The 18,007-nt window shown below is 62.2% G+C and carries 18 protein-coding genes and 1 tRNA gene; 10 read left to right on the top strand and 9 right to left on the bottom strand.

The window, feature by feature from the left end; translation table 11 throughout:
• Positions 1-5 precede the first annotated feature (5 nt).
• Together hisN and NKI32_RS00630 are read right to left on the bottom strand one after the other, a co-directional pair.
• A complete protein-coding gene (gene hisN, locus NKI32_RS00635; RefSeq protein WP_352987485.1) occupies positions 6-779 on the bottom strand; it encodes a histidinol-phosphatase in 774 nt (257 codons plus the stop codon).
• Positions 780-1,114: 335 nt separating this feature from the next.
• Entirely contained in the window at positions 1,115-2,056 is a 942-nt protein-coding gene (locus NKI32_RS00630; RefSeq protein WP_023704024.1) for an N-formylglutamate amidohydrolase, read from the bottom strand.
• A 164-nt stretch (positions 2,057-2,220) separates the two neighbouring features.
• Here NKI32_RS00630 and cpdR point away from each other — a divergent pair, with 164 nt between their 5' ends.
• Both cpdR and NKI32_RS00620 read left to right on the top strand, forming a co-directional pair.
• On the top strand, positions 2,221-2,583 hold the full coding sequence (cpdR, locus tag NKI32_RS00625; protein ID WP_023671195.1) for a cell cycle two-component system response regulator CpdR: 363 nt from the start codon (positions 2,221-2,223) through the stop codon (positions 2,581-2,583).
• A 114-nt stretch (positions 2,584-2,697) separates the two neighbouring features.
• Positions 2,698-2,772, top strand: a tRNA-Val gene (locus tag NKI32_RS00620).
• Between the two features lie 206 nt (positions 2,773-2,978).
• Here NKI32_RS00620 and NKI32_RS00615 read toward each other — a convergent pair.
• From NKI32_RS00615 to NKI32_RS00585, 7 genes are all read right to left on the bottom strand, one after another.
• Positions 2,979-3,266, bottom strand: a complete 288-nt coding sequence (locus NKI32_RS00615; protein WP_031197745.1) for a DUF982 domain-containing protein — start codon at positions 3,264-3,266, stop codon at positions 2,979-2,981.
• A 115-nt stretch (positions 3,267-3,381) separates the two neighbouring features.
• On the bottom strand, positions 3,382-3,687 hold the full coding sequence (locus tag NKI32_RS00610) for a DUF982 domain-containing protein (protein ID WP_023701027.1): 306 nt from the start codon (positions 3,685-3,687) through the stop codon (positions 3,382-3,384).
• A 181-nt stretch (positions 3,688-3,868) separates the two neighbouring features.
• Positions 3,869-4,333, bottom strand: a complete 465-nt coding sequence (locus NKI32_RS00605; RefSeq protein ID WP_023671192.1) for an Hsp20 family protein — start codon at positions 4,331-4,333, stop codon at positions 3,869-3,871.
• Positions 4,334-4,740: 407 nt separating this feature from the next.
• A complete protein-coding gene (locus NKI32_RS00600) occupies positions 4,741-4,947 on the bottom strand; it encodes a hypothetical protein (protein ID WP_081731494.1) in 207 nt (68 codons plus the stop codon).
• Between the two features lie 81 nt (positions 4,948-5,028).
• Positions 5,029-5,997, bottom strand: a complete 969-nt coding sequence (fcl, locus tag NKI32_RS00595) for a GDP-L-fucose synthase (protein WP_023817261.1) — start codon at positions 5,995-5,997, stop codon at positions 5,029-5,031.
• A gap of 9 nt (positions 5,998-6,006) precedes the next feature.
• The gene (gmd, locus tag NKI32_RS00590; protein WP_023704027.1) at positions 6,007-7,077 is read right to left on the bottom strand and encodes a GDP-mannose 4,6-dehydratase; all 1,071 of its coding nucleotides are present in this window, start codon (positions 7,075-7,077) and stop codon (positions 6,007-6,009) included.
• Positions 7,078-7,181: 104 nt separating this feature from the next.
• Positions 7,182-8,336: a dihydrodipicolinate synthase family protein gene (locus tag NKI32_RS00585; protein ID WP_023701024.1), complete on the bottom strand. Its 1,155-nt coding sequence runs from the start codon at positions 8,334-8,336 to the stop codon at positions 7,182-7,184.
• A 229-nt stretch (positions 8,337-8,565) separates the two neighbouring features.
• On the opposite strand from NKI32_RS00585, the gene NKI32_RS00580 reads away from it, so the two are divergent.
• The 8 genes from NKI32_RS00580 (at position 8,566) to NKI32_RS00545 (ending at position 17,998) form a co-directional block, all read left to right on the top strand.
• Positions 8,566-9,624 carry a LacI family DNA-binding transcriptional regulator gene (locus NKI32_RS00580; RefSeq protein WP_023695643.1) on the top strand — a complete coding sequence of 353 codons (1,059 nt, stop codon included), beginning with the start codon at positions 8,566-8,568 and terminating at the stop codon, positions 9,622-9,624.
• Positions 9,621-10,637 carry a Gfo/Idh/MocA family protein gene (locus NKI32_RS00575; RefSeq protein ID WP_353001522.1) on the top strand — a complete coding sequence of 339 codons (1,017 nt, stop codon included), beginning with the start codon at positions 9,621-9,623 and terminating at the stop codon, positions 10,635-10,637. The genes NKI32_RS00580 and NKI32_RS00575 overlap by 4 nt, the downstream gene beginning before the upstream one ends.
• Positions 10,634-12,235 carry an acyl CoA:acetate/3-ketoacid CoA transferase gene (locus NKI32_RS00570; RefSeq protein ID WP_023710931.1) on the top strand — a complete coding sequence of 534 codons (1,602 nt, stop codon included), beginning with the start codon at positions 10,634-10,636 and terminating at the stop codon, positions 12,233-12,235. The genes NKI32_RS00575 and NKI32_RS00570 overlap by 4 nt, the downstream gene beginning before the upstream one ends.
• Positions 12,228-13,004 carry an enoyl-CoA hydratase/isomerase family protein gene (locus NKI32_RS00565; RefSeq protein ID WP_023683222.1) on the top strand — a complete coding sequence of 259 codons (777 nt, stop codon included), beginning with the start codon at positions 12,228-12,230 and terminating at the stop codon, positions 13,002-13,004. Before NKI32_RS00570 ends, NKI32_RS00565 begins: the two co-directional genes overlap by 8 nt.
• A 10-nt stretch (positions 13,005-13,014) precedes the next feature.
• Positions 13,015-14,526 (top strand): aldehyde dehydrogenase family protein, encoded by a 1,512-nt coding sequence (locus NKI32_RS00560; RefSeq protein WP_023701022.1) that lies wholly within the window; start codon positions 13,015-13,017, stop codon positions 14,524-14,526.
• A 58-nt stretch (positions 14,527-14,584) separates the two neighbouring features.
• Positions 14,585-15,838, top strand: coding sequence for an ABC transporter substrate-binding protein (locus NKI32_RS00555; RefSeq protein ID WP_032888198.1), 1,254 nt, complete (start codon positions 14,585-14,587; stop codon positions 15,836-15,838).
• Positions 15,839-16,091: 253 nt separating this feature from the next.
• The gene (locus tag NKI32_RS00550) at positions 16,092-17,042 is read left to right on the top strand and encodes a carbohydrate ABC transporter permease (protein WP_023671182.1); all 951 of its coding nucleotides are present in this window, start codon (positions 16,092-16,094) and stop codon (positions 17,040-17,042) included.
• Positions 17,039-17,998 (top strand): carbohydrate ABC transporter permease, encoded by a 960-nt coding sequence (locus NKI32_RS00545; protein ID WP_023755037.1) that lies wholly within the window; start codon positions 17,039-17,041, stop codon positions 17,996-17,998. The genes NKI32_RS00550 and NKI32_RS00545 overlap by 4 nt, the downstream gene beginning before the upstream one ends.
• The last annotated feature ends 9 nt before the right edge of the window (positions 17,999-18,007 follow it).

Raw genomic sequence — 18,007 nt, 5'->3', positions numbered from 1 at the left:
GACTATCAGCCCCGCAGGGCTGCCATTGCAGCCGCATGAAGCTCCGGCGTTGCGGCGGCCAGGATGTCGCCGCCCTTTTCCGCCGGACCGCCCTCGAATGTGGTGACGACGCCGCCGGCCTTTTCGATGATCGGGATCAGCGCCACGATGTCGTAGGGTTTCAATCCGGGATCGGCGACGATGTCGACGCTGCCCGAGGCAATCATGGCAAAGGCGTAGCAATCGGCGCCGTAGCGGGCGAGCTGGATCTGTTTCTCGAACGCGTCGTAGCGGGTGCGCGCCTCGCCCTTGAAAAGCGCCGGCGTGGTGGTGAACAAGGTCGCCTCGTCAAGCTTCGTCCTCTTGCGGGTCGACAGCTTCCGCGGCCCACCGGGGCCTTCGTAGTGGGAGCCGGAAGCGTTGGCGTAGAACAGCTCGCCGGTGAACGGCTGCGCCATCATGCCGGCGACGGCGTCACCGTCGACCGTCAATCCGACCAGCGTTCCCCACACCGGCAAGCCTGAGATGAAGGCGCGAGTACCATCGATCGGATCGATCACCCAGACATGCCTTGAGGAGATGTTTTCGCTGCCATGTTCTTCGCCAAGGATACCGTGACCGGGATACTCAGCCGAGATCAGCGCCCGGATGGCGCGCTCGGCCTCGCGGTCGGCCTCGGTGACCGGGTCGAAACTGCCTTTTTCCTTGTTGGCCACCGCGCCCTGTGCGCGGAAACGCGGCAAGGTTTCAGCCGCCGCCGCTTGCGCGATCCGGCGCATGAAATCGATGCTGATGTCCACGTGATTCTCCCGCATTGCAGAGTGCCAACCCGGTCTGCCGGCACTTTCCCGCCAAAACAAGCCGGTTTATCGATTTATCAGAGACATCAACGTTGCCGAAATGTCACACATCGGCCCCATCGAAACGCATTTTCACATCAGAGTGAATTAAAAAAGCGTGGATCGATTGACATTTGTGCATCGCACAATAAATTTGTTCTCGGACAGGTTTTCCTGTCCATGCCCTCCTTGGGCGTTTCCTCCCTAGACTTCGACCGTGTCGTGCAAACGATGCGGTCTTTTTTTACGTGCGGGATGGCCAGCGCGGGATCTCATGAACAGCCGCCGCTCCGGCGTCATTCGGCGGCCAGCGGCAGGTCTATGAAGTGGTGGTCGGGCATCGCCATCAGGTCGGCCGAAAAGCGCGCCATATCGTCGGCCAGCGCATCGAAGCCGGCCGATTTCTGGAACGTCCGCTCATTCATGTAGAGGCCGCGATTGACCTCGATCTGCAGCGCATGCAGATGGCGCGCCGGCCGGCCGTAATGCTCGGTGATGAAGCCGCCTGCATAGGGTTTGTTGTGCGCGACGGTGTAGCCCATGCCGATGAGCAGGCCGATCGCCGTTTCGGTCAGGGCCGCCGTGGCCGAGATGCCGAAACGGTCGCCGACGATGAAATCCGGCCGCAGGCCGCTGTCGCCCACCCTGATGCTCGCCGGCATCGAATGGCAGTCGATCAGCACGGCATAGCCGAACCTGGCATGGGTTCTGGTCAATAGCCGCTTCAGCGTCTCGTGATAGGGTTTGTAGACCGCCTCTATGCGCTGGACGGCCTCCGCCAGCGGCAGACGGCCGGAATAGATGTCGAGCCCCTCACCCACCAGTTTGGGCACGGTGCCGAGCCCGCCGGCAACGCGCGCCGAGCGGATGTTGCAGAAGGACGGCACCGGCTCGGCGAACATGCGCGGGTCGAGTTCCCAGGGTTCGCGATTGACGTCGAGGTAGGCGCGCGGAAAATTCGCCGCCAGCATCGGCGCGCCCAGCACCACCGCGCTGCCGAACAGCTCGTCGACATAGCAATCCTCGGAGCGGCGGATGGCGTTCCGGTCGAGCCGCGCCATGGCCAGGAAGCGGTCTGGATAATAGCGGCCGCTATGCGGTGAGTTGAAGACGAAGGGAACGCGCTGCTCGGCGCCCGATCGGATTTCGAAGGGTGGAACGACCGAAAAATCTTCGGCTGCCGTCGTCAATTTGAACGAACCCGGAAACAGCAATGCATCATGATGGGAAACTGCCACCTCATCGGCCGCATGTCCAGCATTTCGGCATGTCAGGAACCCCGTCAAATCAGGATTAATGCCGCCAACGTTCACTTGATGTTTACCGTCAGCTCCTCATATACAGGATGGTTAACGGGCTTGCCGGACGGCAGGCTTGGCTGGGGTGATTCGGACGGGACAAGATGGCACGCATTCTGCTGGCGGAAGACGACGACGACATGCGCCGGTTCCTGGTCAAGGCACTGGAGCGGGCCGGCTACCACGTCAGCGATTTCGACAATGGCGCCAGCGCCTACGAGCGGCTGCGCGAAGAACCTTTCTCCCTGCTGCTGACCGATATCGTCATGCCGGAGATGGACGGCATCGAACTCGCCCGCCGCGCCACCGAGATCGATCCCGACCTGAAGGTGATGTTCATCACCGGTTTCGCGGCCGTCGCGCTCAACCCCGATTCCAAGGCGCCGAAAGACGCCAAGGTGCTGTCCAAGCCCTTCCACCTGCGCGATCTCGTCAACGAGGTCGAAAAAATGCTCCAGGCCGCCTGAAGCACGCACGGTGTGATCTCGCCGCTTCGTCGGCGGCGCGACAAACGAGCCTTTCTTTCCCTTTTCCGGCTATTGACGCGCTGGACCAAAAATGGTGTATGCGCGGCTTCGGATGGGCGTGTAGCTCAGCGGGAGAGCACTGCATTGACATTGCAGGGGTCACAGGTTCAATCCCTGTCACGCCCACCATCCTTTCAATAACTTAGCCAAGCCCGTTTTTGGCGCACCCCTTCGACGACTTAGCCGGTAAGGCGGCCACCGCTTGTGGCAGCCGCCTCGTGTTTGTGGACATTTTAATGCATGTCGCTCAAAAGTGGCCCCGGTTTTGAGACAACGACATGCCTAAAAACAAAGACCTAAGCGCGTCGCCTGAGTCCGTTCAAACGCGACGCGCTTTAGACGTGGTGCGGGCTTAGCGTCCTTGAAGGCGCAGGCTCGATGCCGTCCTCCATAAGAATATCCTTCTTGCGAGCGAACGCGACGAAGACGCCTCGTGCTGTCTCGGGTTCCACATCACCAATCAGAGCGGCTTTGCAAGCGCGAATAGCAGCTCTCTGCTCCGGGCTGTTGCCACACCATTCGGATGCGAATTGATAGGCATCTGCGACCGTGTTGAGTTGGCGGGGAAAGCCCAAGCCCACCCACACCCGGACTGGCTTTTCAAAAGGTTTCGATAGCATCATGACCTCCTTTCCTAATGCATGTCACGCAGAAGTGTGCCGCGGGTCTGGGACAACGACATGCATCAAAGCAAAGACTTAAAGCGTGTCGCATGAATCGGTTTCAGCGCGACGCGCTTTAGGCAGTCACTCCTCCGCCTTCGCCACCTCTGCCCATCATCCACGGCATTGTCGTGGATACTTCTTCCTCAAGGATTCTGGCTGCTTTCGCAAAACCGCTGAACGCGTCTCTGGCTGCGGAAAGCGGATAATCGCTATCGAAAGCTCGCTGGCAGGCCCGCAATGCGGTTTGGTGAATGGGGCCGCGCCTGTCCTTCGGCCATTCATAGAGGAACTCCAGAGCGTCCTCGAGACACGTGATTTCCTGAACAAGGTTGTCGCCGCTTTTCACGAAAACGGCGCTGTCAAACATCCGATCGTTCATATGATCCTCCAAATCGAACGAACCATTGAGTTCATGGTTTGCGCGGTCCAGGCCAACTGCGGGCGCGCGACAGATGCGCGCCAGTACGTCCTGCAGTGATCATCTTCGTTTCTCCGCAATCACAGCCTCCCGGCCGAAACCGGGAGGCGGACCCGCAGTTCAAAGTGACAGATCGACAGGATTACGCGGCTTTACGCGCGCGGTCCGTGTCTTGCGTGATCTGAGTGGCGGCCGTCGGCGTGTCGCCGACGCCGATGCTAATGCGGCGCGGTTTCAGCTCTTCGGGAATCTCACGGACGATGTCGATCGAGAGGAGGCCATTCTCCAGTTTGGCTGCCTTGATCTTCATGTGGTCGGCAAGCTTGAACGTCTGCCTGAAACTGCGATAGGCGATGCCCTGGTGCAGCAGCTGGCGTCCGCTCTGATCATCAGCCTTCTGGCCTACCACGACCAGTTCGGGTCCATGCTGGGTCAGCTCAACCTCATCCTGGCTGAAGCCTGCGATGGCCATCGAGATACGGTAATCGTTCTCGTCGACCTTCTCGATGTTATAGGGCGGCCAGTCTGGACGCGTGCCGCTGTCGAGCATGTCGAAAAGCCGGTCGAAACCGACGGTGGTCCGATAGAGGGTATCAAAGGTTCTCATAGCCACATCCTCCTTGAAGCAACATGGGTACAAGGACGCCGCCCCGTGCGGCGCCGCCATTTTTTGCCGAGCCTTATGGCCTTGGCGGAAATCGAATTAGGAGGCGCCCCAAATGAGTTCAAGAGCATCTCGAATTTTTTTTAGTAGCATCCTTCGCATCGACGGAAAGCGAAATCTGAGTTTCTACGGGACCTTCCCTTCGAACAGTCGAACAGCCCCTTGAAGTACAGATCCGGCGGGAAGTTTTCGCGCGATCTGCGCGACCGCATCGTCTACTGCCCCGCCGTCCCGTTTCGTATTCAAATGCCGGCCAGCAAGGAACCGGGTAGCGGCCTTCCGATCCGTAAATCCACCCTGTCGGGGGACGAAACGTCCCGGCACGTGCCGGGACGTTTCTGGCTCGCGGATCACTGTGGCCGCGGATCGGGCCTGTCGGGCTTGTCATGAGGGGTGTTGTTGCCTTCACGGCACTGTGTGCCGATGCCGCAGCATTTGCCGTTGTAAGTGACACCGGGCTTGGTCTTCTCGCATTCCCTCGGCGGTGCCGTCTGACACCCTGCCAGCACCGAAACCGCGATGGCGGCGAGAAAGACGTTTCTTGAAGTGATAAACATTGACGTTCTCCTTGATGGACCGTGTTTGCTACACACCGCTTGGTCGCGGGCGGCAGCGAAATGGTTCAAGGAAAATTGGAATCAGGCCGCGCCGAGGCGGACATCACCCTTCTCAACATGGTTGAGAAACCACGCATATGTCTGTTCCAATCCACCGCGAAGCGCGTAGCGGGGGCGCCATCCCGTTGCAAACAGCCGCGAAACATCCATCAACTTGCGCGGCGTGCCGTCTGGCTTGGTCGTATCGAAGGCGATATTAGCCTCGACGCCGACGACCGATGCGACGGTCTGGGCAAGCTCGGCAATGGTGACATCCTCTCCCGAGCCGACATTGACGTGGCCGTCGCCGGCATAATTCTTCAACAGCCAGACCAAGGCATCGGCGGCGTCGTCGACATGCAGGAATTCACGCCGCGGCGTGCCCGAGCCCCAGACCTCCAGGCTGCTGCCACCGCTCAGTGCCAGCGCATGCGCCTTGCGCATCAGCGCCGGTACGACATGGCTGCTCTGCAGGTCGAAATTGTCGCCAGGACCGTAAAGGTTGGCCGGCATCGCCGAGATGTAGTCGACGCCATGCTGGCGCCGATAGGCCTGGCACAGTTTGAGCCCGGCGATCTTGGCGATCGCATACCATTCATTGGTGGGTTCGAGCGGACCGGTCAGCAGCGCGTCTTCCCTGATCGGCTGCGGCGCGAGCTTTGGATAGATGCAGGACGAGCCGAGAAACAAAAGCTTGCCGACCTCGCTGCGAAAGGCGCCGTCAATGACATTGCCCTGCATAACCAGGTTTTGCTGCAGGAAATCGACAGGGAACCGGTCATTGGCCAGGATACCGCCGACTTTGGCGGCCGCCATCACCACCGCATCCGGCCTGTGGTCGGCCATCCAGCGCCGCACCCCCGCCTGGTCGAGCAGGTCGAGCTTGTCGCGCGATATGGTGAGTATCTCGCAGTCCTCGCTCGCCAGCCGGCGCACGACGGCCGAACCGACCATGCCACGATGCCCGGCGACGAAGACACGCTTGCCCTTCAGTTCAAATGTCGCGTCCATCGGCCTGCCTCACGCAGAACGGCTGTTCTGCCGCGTGCCGCCGGCCGCGCGTGCCAGATCGGCCTGCACCATTTCCGTCACCAGATCCCTGAAGCCGGTCGTGTGCGACCAGCCGAGTCTTGCCTTGGCCTTGGCGGGGTCACCGAGCAGCAGATCGACCTCGGTCGGCCGGAAATAGCGCGGATCGATACGGACCAGGACAGTGCCCGAACCGGCATCGACACCGACTTCATCGACACCCTCGCCTTGCCAGCGGATGCTGCGTCCGGTCTCGGCAAAAGCCAGTTCGACGAATTCGCGCACGGAATGCGCCTCGCCGGTCGCCAGCACGAAGTCATCGGCTTCGCTGTGCTGCAGAATGCGCCACATGCCCTCTACATAGTCGCGCGCATGGCCCCAGTCACGCTTGGCATCGATGTTGCCGAGATAGAGCGTGTCCTGCAGGCCATGATGAATCGAGGCGACGGCCCGTGTGATCTTGCGAGTGACGAAGGTCTCGCCGCGTGTCGGGCTTTCGTGATTGAACAGGATGCCGTTGGCGGCGAACACGCCGTAAGCCTCGCGGTAATTGACCGTGATCCAGTAGGCGTAAAGCTTGGCCGCGGCATAGGGCGAGCGCGGATGAAAGGGCGTGGTCTCGCTTTGCGGGACCTCGCGCGCCTTGCCATAAAGCTCCGACGTCGAGGCCTGATAGAAGCGCACCGACTTCTCCAGGCGCAGGATGCGGATCGCCTCGAGCAGCCTGAGTGCTCCCAGCGCATCGGCATTGCCGGTGTATTCCGGCGTCTCGAAACTCACCTGGACATGACTCTGGGCGCCGAGATTGTAGATCTCGCCGGGCTGTGTCTCCTGCACCAGGCGAATAAGGTTGGTCGCGTCGGTCAGGTCGCCATAATGCAGGAAGAAACGCGCACCGCGCTCGTGCGGATCGACATAGATGTCGTCAACGCGCTCGGTGTTGAACGAGGACGAGCGGCGTTTGACGCCATGGACAATATAGCCCTTCTGCAGAAGCAATTCTGCGAGATAGGCCCCGTCCTGCCCGGTAACCCCGGTGATGAGCGCCACTTTTTCCGTCATTGCCGCTCCGTCCGCATCCAATCCCGGCAACCGAATACAGATTTGGCGCGAGAACGCAAATCCCCCATACGGGGGACAGGTTTCAGCCAGCGATTGTGTCGTTCTCAGGCACCTGCAACCGCGCAGAAATGCTTCATCCTGGCCAGCGCAAGCTCGGGATCGGCGAGCAACCCTGCCTGGTCGGCAAGGCGGAAGATGTCGGCATAGTGCAGGATGCCGCGCGCCGACTGCATGCCGCCGACCATGGCGAAATGGTCCTGATGGCCGTTGAGCCAGGCCATGAAGACGATGCCGGCCTTGTAATACTCCGTCGGCGCCTCGAAGATCTTGCGCGACAACGGCACTGTCGGCGCCATCAGCGCGTCAAAGCCGGCGCGGTCGCCGTCAGCCAGTTTCGCGAGCGCCGCACTGGCGACCGGCGCGATGGCGTCGAATATGCCGAGCAAGGCGTGCGAGTGCCGCTTCCCGTCGCCGGCAATCAGTTCGGGATAGTTGAAATCGTCGCCGGTGAACATGACGACGCCTTCCGGCAACCGGTTGCGCAAGGCAACTTCCTTGCCGGCATCGAGCAGGGAAATCTTTATCCCCTCGACCTTGCCGGCATGACGCTCGATGATGGCGACGACGGTGTCGAGCGCGGCCTCGAAATTGCCGCTGCCCCAATAACCTTTCAGTGCAGGATCGAACATGTCGCCCAGCCAGTGCAGGATGACCTTGCCGGATGCCTGGCTGAGGATGCGATCGTAGACCCTGATATAGTCGTCCGGCCCCTTTGCGACCGCTGCCAGCGCCCGGCTGGCCATCATGATCGCCTTGCCGCCCTCGCCTTCAATGAAAGCGAACTGCTCCTCATAGGCGGCGATCACATCTTCGAGTGATCTCGAATTGGCCGGCGCCAGATGATCGGTGCCGGCGCCCGAGGCGAGGTCTGCGCATTCGACGCTGCGCGCCTCGGCGATCGAGCGCCGGATCAATTCCTGCGCATTCGCCCAGTCGAAACCCATGCCGCGCTGCGAGGTGTCCATCGCCTCGGCGATGCGGAAGCCAAGCCGCCACAAATGATGCCGAAACGCCATCGTCTTGTCCCAGTCGACCGCAGGCTTCGACCAGGGGTCGGTCATCGCGAAAGGGTCGGCGACGACATGGGCCGCGGCATAGGCGATGCGCGGGAAAACCGCACCGATTACGGGCTCGACCGGACTGCCCGCGAGCTTGTAGCTGACGCGGCCGCCATTCTGCGTAGGCAGGGTGATATCCATGGCAACCTCCGTTTTCGGCATCCTATAAATGGAACGTTCCAATAAATCAAGAAACTTTATGATTCCGGCGATTGAACCGGCCCAAACGTTGAAGAAGGCTAAGAGTCCTTGCTAGGAACCACATTCATCACCTTTTCGATCTCCGCAAGAATCCCGATTGACTCTCGTTTGGCAGAGTGATTAGAACGTTCCAATAGATTTTCTCATTTAGGCGGAGGAAACCACCGACATGGCCAGCCGGGCCAAGGCAACGATCCTGGACATCGCCCGCGAGGCTGGTGTGTCCAAATCGACGGTGTCGCTTGTGCTGCAAGGCTCAGGGCTGATCCGGCCTGAAACCGCGGTCAAGGTTCGCAAGGCGATCGAGGATGTCGGCTATGTCTACAACCGCGGCGCCGCCAATCTGCGCAAAGCCCATTCCAACGTCATCGGCATGGTCATCAACGATCTCACCAACCCCTTTTTCGCCGAGCTGGCGGTCGGCATGGAGCGCGTCTTCCAGTCGGCCGGCATCGTGCCCTTCATCGCCAACACGGCGGAGAACCCGGTGCGCCAGGAAGAAGTGCTGAAGTCGCTGATGGAACAGGGCGTCGCAGGCCTGATCGTGTCACCGGCACGCGGCACCACGCCGGGCGCCTTCCGTCGCCTCGAGATGGCGGGCGTGCCGGTCGTCTTCGCCATGCGCCGCCTGCCGGACAGCCGCATCCCGGTGATCGCTCCTGACAACCATCGCGGCGCGTATCTCGCCGCCGCCCATCTGATCGGCAAGGGCCATCGCCGGCTGGCCTTCTTCGGCGGCACCTCCGACCTGGTCGTCTATCAGGAGCGCCTGGGCGGTTTTCGTGAAGCTTGCGAAACATTGGGCATTGCCAGGCGCGACGTGCTTGTCGTCGAAGGCGAGACCAGCCGCAGGGGCGGCATCGCGTGCCTGGAAACCGCCCTTGCCATGGCCGAGCCGCCGACGGCGGCACTGTGCTTCAACGATGCCGTCGCCTTCGGCGTCATGCTGGCGCTGCGCAAGCGCGGGCTGGAGCCCGGCGCGGACTTTGCCGTCGTCGGCTTCGACGACGTGGTCGAGGCCGAGCATTATATGCCGGCGCTGACCAGCGTCTCGGTCGACACACCCGGCCTCGGTGAACGCGCCGCCCACGTCATGCTGAAGATGATCCAGTCGCGCATCACGCATGCCGAGGACCATATCGGCGCCGTCAATCTGGTCGTCAGGGACAGCTGCGGTCCCGATCGCGGCGCCCAGGACACATCAGCAGGAATGGGAGACGCGGCATGAGCGTCAAATGGGGACTGATCGGCGCCAGCACGATCGCCAAACAGTTCATGATCAACGCCATCCGCGCGCAAGAGGGTGGCGAGATCGCGGCGGTGATGAGCTCCAGTCCGCAGCGCGCCAAGACTTATGCCGCGGAACAGAATATTCCGCTTGCCGTCTCGACGCTGGACGATTTGCTCGGCGCCGAAATCGACGCCGTCTACATCTCGACCACCAATGAACTGCATCTCGAACAGGCATTGGCTGCGATCAAGGCGGGAAAGCATGTTCTGTGCGAAAAGCCGCTGGCGCTGAACAGCGCCGACGCGCGCACAATGGTCGCCGCCGCCAAGGAAGCCGGTGTCGTGCTTGGCACCAATCATCATCTGCGCAATGCCGGCGCCCACCGCGCCATGCGCGACGCCATATCAGCCGGCCATATCGGCAAGCCGATTGCCGCGCGCGTCTTCCATTCCGTCTATTTGCCGGAAAACCTGCAGGGCTGGCGCATTACCAAGCCTGAGGCCGGCGGCGGCGTGGTGCTCGACATCACCGTGCATGATGCCGACACGCTGCGCTTCGTGCTCGGCGACGACCCGGTCGAGATTTCGGCCTTCACCCAGTTGGCCGGCATGGCCAGCAGCGGGCTGGAAGACGGCGCCATGTGCATCTGGCGCTTCGGGTCGGGCATCATCGCCCAGTCGCATGAAGGCTTCACAACCAAGTTCGCCGATACCGGCTTTGAGGTGCATGGTTCCGAAGGTTCGCTGATCGCAAAAAATGTGATGACGCAGAAGCCAGTCGGCTCGGTGCTGCTACGCACCGCCAAAGGCGAGGAGGAACTGAGCTTCGACCGCGAAGACCTCTACGCCAGGTCGCTGCGCCAGTTCCATGCGGCCATGCGTGGAGAAGGCCAGCCCTCCGCCACCGGCGAGGACGGCGTCTGGTCACTAGCCTGCGCCGAAGCAGCGTTGCTGTCCGGGAAATCCGGCAAGGCGGTTGCCATCGAGCCGAAACTCGGGAGCGCCAAGTGAGCAAGCTCGTCTCCGCTCAGCAGGCCGCCAGCCTCATCAAGGACGGCATGACCGTCTCCGTCTCGTCATCGAGCGGCCTCGGCTGCCCGGATGCCGTGCTGGCTGCCATCGGCCAGCGCTTCGACGCTGAAGGCCATCCGAAAGACATCACCACGCTGCATCCGATCGCCGCCGGCGACATGTATGGCATCAAGGGCATCGACCATCTGGCTAAGCCTGGCCTGTTGAAGCGCACGCTCTGCGGCTCCTATCCCTCGGGCCCCTCCTCGTCCGAGCCGCCGCAGATATGGAAGATGATCGGCGACAATTCGGTCGCCGCCTACAATGTGCCGTCCGGCATCCTGTTCGACATGCACCGCGAAGCTGCCGCCAAGCGGCCGGGCGTGCTGACCAAGGTCGGCCTCGACACTTTTGCCGACCCGCGCCACCAGGGCTGCGCCATGAATGAGGCTGCAAGCGAGCCGATCGTCTCGGTGCAGCAGTTCGACGGCGAGGAATGGCTCTATTTCCGCTCGATCGTGCCCAACGTTTCGATCATCCGCGCCACCACCGCCGACGAGCGCGGCAACCTCACTTACGAGCATGAAGGCGCCTATTTGGGCGGCCTCGAACAGGCGCTCGCCGCCCGCAACAATGGCGGCATCGTCATTGCGCAGGTCAAGCGCGTCGTCGAGAACGGCACGCTGAAGCCGCATGACGTGCGCGTGCCCGGCGTCCTGGTCGACCACATCGTGGTGGCGCCGGACCAGTTGCAGACGACGTTGACGCCTTACGACCCGGCGATTTCGGGCGAGATCTTCCGGCCGTTGTCCAGCTTCCGCAACGCTGAGATGAACGTCCAGAAAGTAATCGCGCGCCGCGTCGCCATGGAATTGCGGGACGGCATGGCGGTCAACATTGGCTTCGGCATCTCGGCAAACGTGCCGCGTATCCTTCTCGAGGAAGGCCAGCACGGCAAGGTCACCTGGGTGATCGAGCAGGGCGCCGTCGGCGGCGTGCCGCTGCTCGACTTCAAGTTCGGCTGCGCTTCCAATGCCGAAGCGATCATGCCCTCGCCGCACCAGTTCATCTATTTCCAGGCCGGCGGCTTCGATGCCTCGCTGCTCTCCTTCTTGCAGATCGACCGCCATGGCTCCGTCAACGTGTCGAAACTCTCGGCCCGGCCACATGTCACCGCCGGGGCCGGCGGCTTTGTCGACATCACGGCACGGGCGAAAAAGATCGTCTTCTCCGGCTTCTTCAATGCCGGCGCAAAACTGTCGCTCGCCGATGGCGGCATCCGCATCGATGCAGAAGGCAAGGTCAAGAAGGTGGTCAACGAGGTCGAACACATCTCCTTCTCCGGCAAGCGCGCCGTCGCGCAAGGGCAGGACATCACCTACGTCACCGAGCGCTGCGTGATGAAGCTGACGCCGGACGGTCTGATGGTGACGGAACTGGCGCCCGGCATCGACCTCGAACGCGATGTGCTGGCGCAGTCAGAGATTCCGCTCGGCATCGCCAACGATCTCAAGTTCACGCCGGCGGCTCTCTATCAGGACCGGCCGATCGGCCTGTCGCTGAATGGTGGCGCTTCTCTCGGAGGCGCGCATGGCTGAGCGCCTCGTCACCTTCGAGCAGGACGGCGCCATCGGCATCGTCACGCTGCGCCGGCCGGAGAAGTTCAACGCGCTGGACATTCCGATGCTGCGCGCGCTCGAGACAGCGCTCGACGAAGCCGAAATGGCTGAAGGTGTGCGCGTCGTGCTGATCCGCGGCGAAGGCAAAGGCTTTTGCGCCGGCGGCGACGTCGAGGCCTGGGCACAAATGAGCGCTGCCGACTTTCAGGTGCAATGGGTGCGCTACGGCCACCGTGTCTTCGACCGACTGGCGCGGCTGCGGCAGCCGACCATCGCGGTGCTTTCCGGCCATGCGCTGGGTGGCGGGCTGGAGCTGGCGGTCGCCTGCGACTTCCGTGTCGCCGAAACGCAGGTGAAGCTCGGCTTCCCCGAGACATCGATCGGCGTCGTCCCCGGTTGGTCCGGCACGCAGCGCGCCGTGCGCCGCTTTGGGGCCCAGATCGTGCGCCGCATGGCACTCGGCGGCGAGCTCTTTGCCGCCTCCGACGCGCTTGCCCTCGGCGTCGTTGACCGCGTGGTCGAGACCGGCCAGGCGCTGGCAGAGGCCAGGACTTGGGCCGAAAAAATCGCCGGGCGCGGGCCGCTCGCAACCGAAGCCGCCAAGCTGATGATCGCAGTCGCCGAAGGCGAGGAAAGTGCGGCCGCCACCGAGGCGCTCGCCAGCGGCTTCGTTGCGCTGACCGGCGACCTCAAAGCCGGCGTGAGCGCCTTCAAGGCCAAGCAGAGGCCGGCCTTTTCCAGATCTTAGAGAAAGCATGATGAACGCACCGCTCAACATTTCCATGCCGGCCGAGGCGTCCAAGGCGCCGAAGGCTTACAAGCTGCTGATCGACGGCAAGCATGTCGATGCCCGTGACGGCCGCACGATTGCGCGCAACAGCCCCGGCCATGGCTTCACCGTTTCGCGCTATGCGCAGGCCGGCGAGGCCGAGGTGGAGGCGGCCATGCAGGCCGCGCACAAGGCATTCGAGACCGGCCCGTGGCCGCGCACGAAGGCGGCCGAGCGCGCAGCCATCCTGCTCAAGACGGCCGACCTGATCGAGGCCCAGCTCGAAGACATCGCCCGACTCGATGCGCTGGAATCCGGCAAGCCGATCGCCCAGGCGCGCGGCGAGATCGGCGGCGCCATCGACATCTGGCGCTATGCCGCCTCGCTCGCCCGCACGCTGCACGGCGAAAGCTACGCCAATCTCGGCGACGCCATGCTGGGCGTCGTCCTGCGCGAGCCGATCGGCGTCGTCTCGATCATCACCCCGTGGAATTTCCCGTTCCTGATCGTCAGCCAGAAATTGCCCTTCGCGCTCGCCGCCGGCTGCACCGCGGTGGTTAAGCCGAGCGAAATGACCTCGGCCTCGACCTTCGTGCTCGGCGACATCCTGATGCAGGCCGGCCTGCCCGCGGGCGTCGTCAACATCCTGGCCGGCCTCGGCGCCGATGTCGGGGGGCCGATGGTCAGCCATCCGCTGGTCGAGATGGTGTCGTTCACCGGCTCTACCCGCGTCGGCAAGATGACCATGGCTTCCGCCGCGCAGTCGCTGAAGAAAGTCTCGATGGAGCTCGGCGGCAAGAACGGCCAGATCGTCTTCCCCGATGCCGATCTCGAGGCGGCCGCTGACGCAGCAGTGTTCGGCGGCTTCTTCAACGCCGGCGAATGCTGCAATGCCGGCAGCCGGCTGATCGTGCATGAAGCCATCGCCGACGATTTCCTCGCCACTGTCAAGGCCCTGACCGCCAAGGTAACGGTCGGCGACCCACTCGACGACCGAACCAAGGTTGGCGCGATGATTTCCGCCGACCATCTGACCAAGGTCGCAGATTACGTTGCGGCAGCAGCAAAAGACGGCAGCAATGTCTATAGCGGTGGCGGCCAATTGGCGTCCAATGCCGGCCAGTACCTCGATCCGACCATCATTCGCGGCGTTACCGAAGACATGGCTATTGCGCGCGAGGAAGTGTTTGGCCCGGTGCTCTCCGTGCTGACTTTTGGATCGATTGAAAAGGCGTTGCACATCGCCAACAACACGCCCTATGGTCTGTCGGCAGGGGTGTGGAGCGCCAGCATCGACACTTGTATGTCGGTGGCGCGTGGTGTGCGTTCGGGGACCGTTTGGGTGAACACATTCATGGAAGGCTTTCCCGAGCTGCCATTCGGGGGCTACAAGCAGTCCGGCATCGGACGCGAACTCGGCAAACGCGCTGTCGAGGATTATACCGAGGAAAAGACAATCCAGTTTCATCGCGGCCAGCGCACCGGTTGGTGGGTCGGCTGAGTTTGGAAGAACCCGGTGGGCTTCCACCGGTCGTGTAATGCAACAAGGGAGGTAGAACATGTTGCGCAAAATGCTTATCGGAACGGCTCTGGCGACGGCCTTTGCTTTCTCGGCCCATGCCGAGGACGTCAAGGAAGTGCAGATGCTGCATTGGTGGACGTCGGGCGGCGAAGCGGCTGCTCTCAACGTCCTCAAGGGCGACCTTGCCAAGGAAGGCTATGCCTGGAAGGACGTGCCGGTGGCCGGTGGTGGCGGCGACGCCGCCATGACTGCGCTGAAGGCCATGGTCGCGGCCGGCAATTACCCGACCGCGTCGCAGATGCTCGGCTACACCGTGCTCGACTATGCGGCGGCCGGCGTCATGGGCGACCTGACCGAGACGGCGAAGAAGGAAGGCTGGGACAAGTCGGTTCCGGCAGCCCTGCAGAAGTTCTCCGTCTATGACGGCAAGTGGGTCGCTGCTCCAGTCAACGTCCACTCCGTCAACTGGCTGTGGATCAACAAGGCGGTGATGGACAAGATCGGCGGCACCGAGCCAAAGACCTTCGACGACTTCGTCGCCCTGCTCGACAAAGCCAAGGCGGCTGGCGTTATTCCGCTCGCCCTTGGCGGCCAGAACTGGCAGGAAGCCACCATGTTCGACTCGGTTGTGCTGTCGACCGGCGGACCTGAGTTCTACAAGAAGGCCTTCAACGACCTCGACGACGAGTCCCTCAAGTCGGACACGATGAAGAAGTCGTTCGACAACCTCGCCAAGCTCGTCACCTATGTCGACCCGAACTTCTCGGGCCGCGACTGGAACCTTGCCACCGCCATGGTCATCAAGGGCGATGCCCTGGTGCAGGTGATGGGTGACTGGGCCAAGGGCGAGTTCAACGCCGCCAAGAAAACGCCGGGCACCGACTTCCTGTGCTATCGCTTCCCGGGCACGGAAGGCTCGGTGGTCTACAACTCCGACATGTTCGGCATGTTCAACGTTCCGGACGACCGCAAGGCCGCCCAGGTCGCGTTGGCCACCGCCACCCTGTCGAAGAGCTTCCAGTCGGCCTTCAACGTCGTCAAGGGTTCGGTTCCCGCCCGTACCGACGTTCCGGACACCGACTTCGACGCGTGCGGCAAGAAGGGCATCGCCGACCTGAAGGCTGCCAACGAAGGCGGCACACTGTTCGGCTCGCTTGCCCAGGGCTATGGCGCGCCTCCGGCGGTCGCCAATGCCTACAAGGACGTCGTTTCGAAGTTCGTCCACGGTCAGATCAAGACCTCGGACGAAGCCGTGACCGAACTGGTCAAGGCAATCGACGACGCCAAGTAAGCCCTGGCCGGCAAGACACCTTTCCCGCTTCGGCGGGGAAGGTTCGCCTCAGGATTGGACGGCTGGCGCAATTCCAGGAAAAGTGTGAGCGGTTTTCCGGCCGGAATTGCGTAAAAGAAAGAGTTAGAGAGGTTCGCCGTTTCCGTGAAACGGTGAAACCCTCTTGAACACCATGCCGACCAGAGACCCGTATGCACGGGGCCGCCTTGCCTCCTGACGGCAGAGCACGGACGACCCTAACGGGAGGAGCCTCATGAGCAGTGTAGCGACGACCCAGATCAAGCTGACACCCGAGCGGTCTCGCCCCTCCGTGCGCGCGCGATTGCAGGACGCGCTGCCGAAGATCGTGCTGGCGCCGAGCTTCGCCATCACCATCGTCTTCGTCTATGGCTTTATCCTGTGGACTGTCTATCTGTCCTTCACTAATTCCAAGACCTTCCCGTCCTATGTCATTACCGGACCACGCGCGTATCTACGGCTGTGGGGCTGGACGTTCGACTCCGACCCGCCATCGAGCTGGTACACGTCGATCGTCAATATGGGCATTTTTGGCTTTCTCTACATCGCCATCTGCCTGGCGCTCGGCCTGTTCCTGGCCATCCTGCTCGACCAGAAGATTCGCGGCGAAGGTGTGTTGCGGCCGATCTATCTCTACCCGATGGCGCTGTCCTTCATCGTCACCGGCGTCGCCTGGAAATGGTTCCTCGACCCCGGCCTCGGTCTTGAGCAGACCTTGCATCAGTGGGGCTGGACGAGCTTCCATTTCGACTGGATCAAGAACAAGGATTTCGTCATCTACACGGTGGTCATTGCCGGCGTCTGGCAGGCCTCCGGCTTCATCATGGCGATGTTCCTGGCCGGCCTGCGTGGCATTGACGGCGAGATCATGAAGGCGGCGCAGATCGACGGTGCCACCACCTTTCAGCTCTACCGCCGCATCGTCATTCCGCTGCTGCGGCCAATCTTCCTGTCGGCCTTCATCGTGCTCGCGCACCTTGCCATCAAGTCCTACGATCTCGTCGTGGCGCTGACCAGCGGCGGCCCCGGTGGCTCGGCCTGGCTGCCGTCCAACTTCATGTATGAGTACACCTTCAAGCGCAACGAAATGGCCGTCGGCTCGGCCAGTGCCGTGATCATGCTGATGACCATCGTCGCCATCATCGTGCCCTATCTCTATTCCGAACTGCGGGAGAAGCCGCGATGAGCGCTGTCGCCACCCCTGCCCGCCCCGCTGCTTCCCGGCAGGCCTCCGGCGGCATCAGCACCAAGACCCTCAACCGCATCGTCATCTACGGGCTTCTGGCGCTGTTTGCGCTGTTCTATCTGATGCCGCTGTTCGTCATGCTGGTGACCTCGTTCAAGACCATGGACGAGATCCAGAACGGCAACATGCTGGCGTTGCCCACGGCGCCGACCTTCGACCCGTGGCTGAAGGCCTGGGGCGAGACCTGCGTCGGCCTCACCTGCGCCGGCATCAAGGGCTATTTCTGGAACTCGATCAAGATGGTGGCTCCAGCCGTACTGATCTCGACCATGCTCGGCGCGCTCAACGGCTACGTCTTGACCAAATGGCGTTTTCGCGGCGCCACGCTGGTGTTCGGGCTGATGCTGTTTGCCTGCTTCATTCCGTTCCAGTCGGTGCTGCTGCCGATGGCGACCATCCTCGGCAGCCTGGGACGTTTCGGCGTGAAGCTGCAGAATGCGACGGGTACGAGTTTCGGTCTCGGCAATCCGACGGTCAACCTGGTCTTCGTCCATGTCGTCTACGGCATCGGCTTCACCACACTGTTTTTCCGCAACTATTACGAGGCATTCCCGAACGAGCTGATCAAGGCCGCACAGGTCGACGGCGCCTCCTTCTTCCAGATCTTCCGCCGCATCATGCTGCCGAACTCGATGCCGATCTTCGTCGTCACCGTCATCTACCAGTTCACCAACATCTGGAACGACTTCCTGTTCGCTTCGGCTTACGCCGGCACAGGCGACTCCATGCCGATGACGGTGGCGCTCAACAACGTCGTCAACACCTCGACCGGCGTCGTCGAATACAACGTCAACATGGCGGCCGCGATGATCGCGGCTCTGCCCACCCTGATCGTCTATGTCGTCGCCGGCCGCTATTTCGTGCGCGGGCTGATGGCTGGCGCGGTCAAGGGCTGATCAATTCGG

Source organism: Mesorhizobium sp. M0761, assembly GCF_040320205.1.
Classification (GTDB): Bacteria; Pseudomonadota; Alphaproteobacteria; order Rhizobiales; family Rhizobiaceae; genus Mesorhizobium.
The sequence above is the reverse complement of the archived record's forward strand: the minus strand, read 5'-3'. Positions and strand labels throughout refer to the sequence as shown.

Excerpts from the sequence above, each read along its gene's own strand:
- cpdR (WP_023671195.1), top strand. The coding sequence starts at position 2,221 with ATGGCACGCATTCTGCTGGCGGAAGACGACGACGACATGCGCCGGTTC.
- NKI32_RS00615 (WP_031197745.1), bottom strand. The coding sequence starts at position 3,266 with ATGATGCTATCGAAACCTTTTGAAAAGCCAGTCCGGGTGTGGGTGGGC.
- NKI32_RS00610 (WP_023701027.1), bottom strand. The coding sequence starts at position 3,687 with ATGAACGATCGGATGTTTGACAGCGCCGTTTTCGTGAAAAGCGGCGAC.
- NKI32_RS00605 (WP_023671192.1), bottom strand. The coding sequence starts at position 4,333 with ATGAGAACCTTTGATACCCTCTATCGGACCACCGTCGGTTTCGACCGG.
- NKI32_RS00600 (WP_081731494.1), bottom strand. The coding sequence starts at position 4,947 with ATGTTTATCACTTCAAGAAACGTCTTTCTCGCCGCCATCGCGGTTTCG.
- fcl (WP_023817261.1), bottom strand. The coding sequence starts at position 5,997 with ATGGACGCGACATTTGAACTGAAGGGCAAGCGTGTCTTCGTCGCCGGG.
- gmd (WP_023704027.1), bottom strand. The coding sequence starts at position 7,077 with ATGACGGAAAAAGTGGCGCTCATCACCGGGGTTACCGGGCAGGACGGG.
- NKI32_RS00585 (WP_023701024.1), bottom strand. The coding sequence starts at position 8,336 with ATGGATATCACCCTGCCTACGCAGAATGGCGGCCGCGTCAGCTACAAG.
- NKI32_RS00580 (WP_023695643.1), top strand. The coding sequence starts at position 8,566 with ATGGCCAGCCGGGCCAAGGCAACGATCCTGGACATCGCCCGCGAGGCT.
- NKI32_RS00575 (WP_353001522.1), top strand. The coding sequence starts at position 9,621 with ATGAGCGTCAAATGGGGACTGATCGGCGCCAGCACGATCGCCAAACAG.
- NKI32_RS00565 (WP_023683222.1), top strand. The coding sequence starts at position 12,228 with ATGGCTGAGCGCCTCGTCACCTTCGAGCAGGACGGCGCCATCGGCATC.
- NKI32_RS00560 (WP_023701022.1), top strand. The coding sequence starts at position 13,015 with ATGAACGCACCGCTCAACATTTCCATGCCGGCCGAGGCGTCCAAGGCG.
- NKI32_RS00555 (WP_032888198.1), top strand. The coding sequence starts at position 14,585 with ATGTTGCGCAAAATGCTTATCGGAACGGCTCTGGCGACGGCCTTTGCT.
- NKI32_RS00550 (WP_023671182.1), top strand. The coding sequence starts at position 16,092 with ATGAGCAGTGTAGCGACGACCCAGATCAAGCTGACACCCGAGCGGTCT.
- NKI32_RS00545 (WP_023755037.1), top strand. The coding sequence starts at position 17,039 with ATGAGCGCTGTCGCCACCCCTGCCCGCCCCGCTGCTTCCCGGCAGGCC.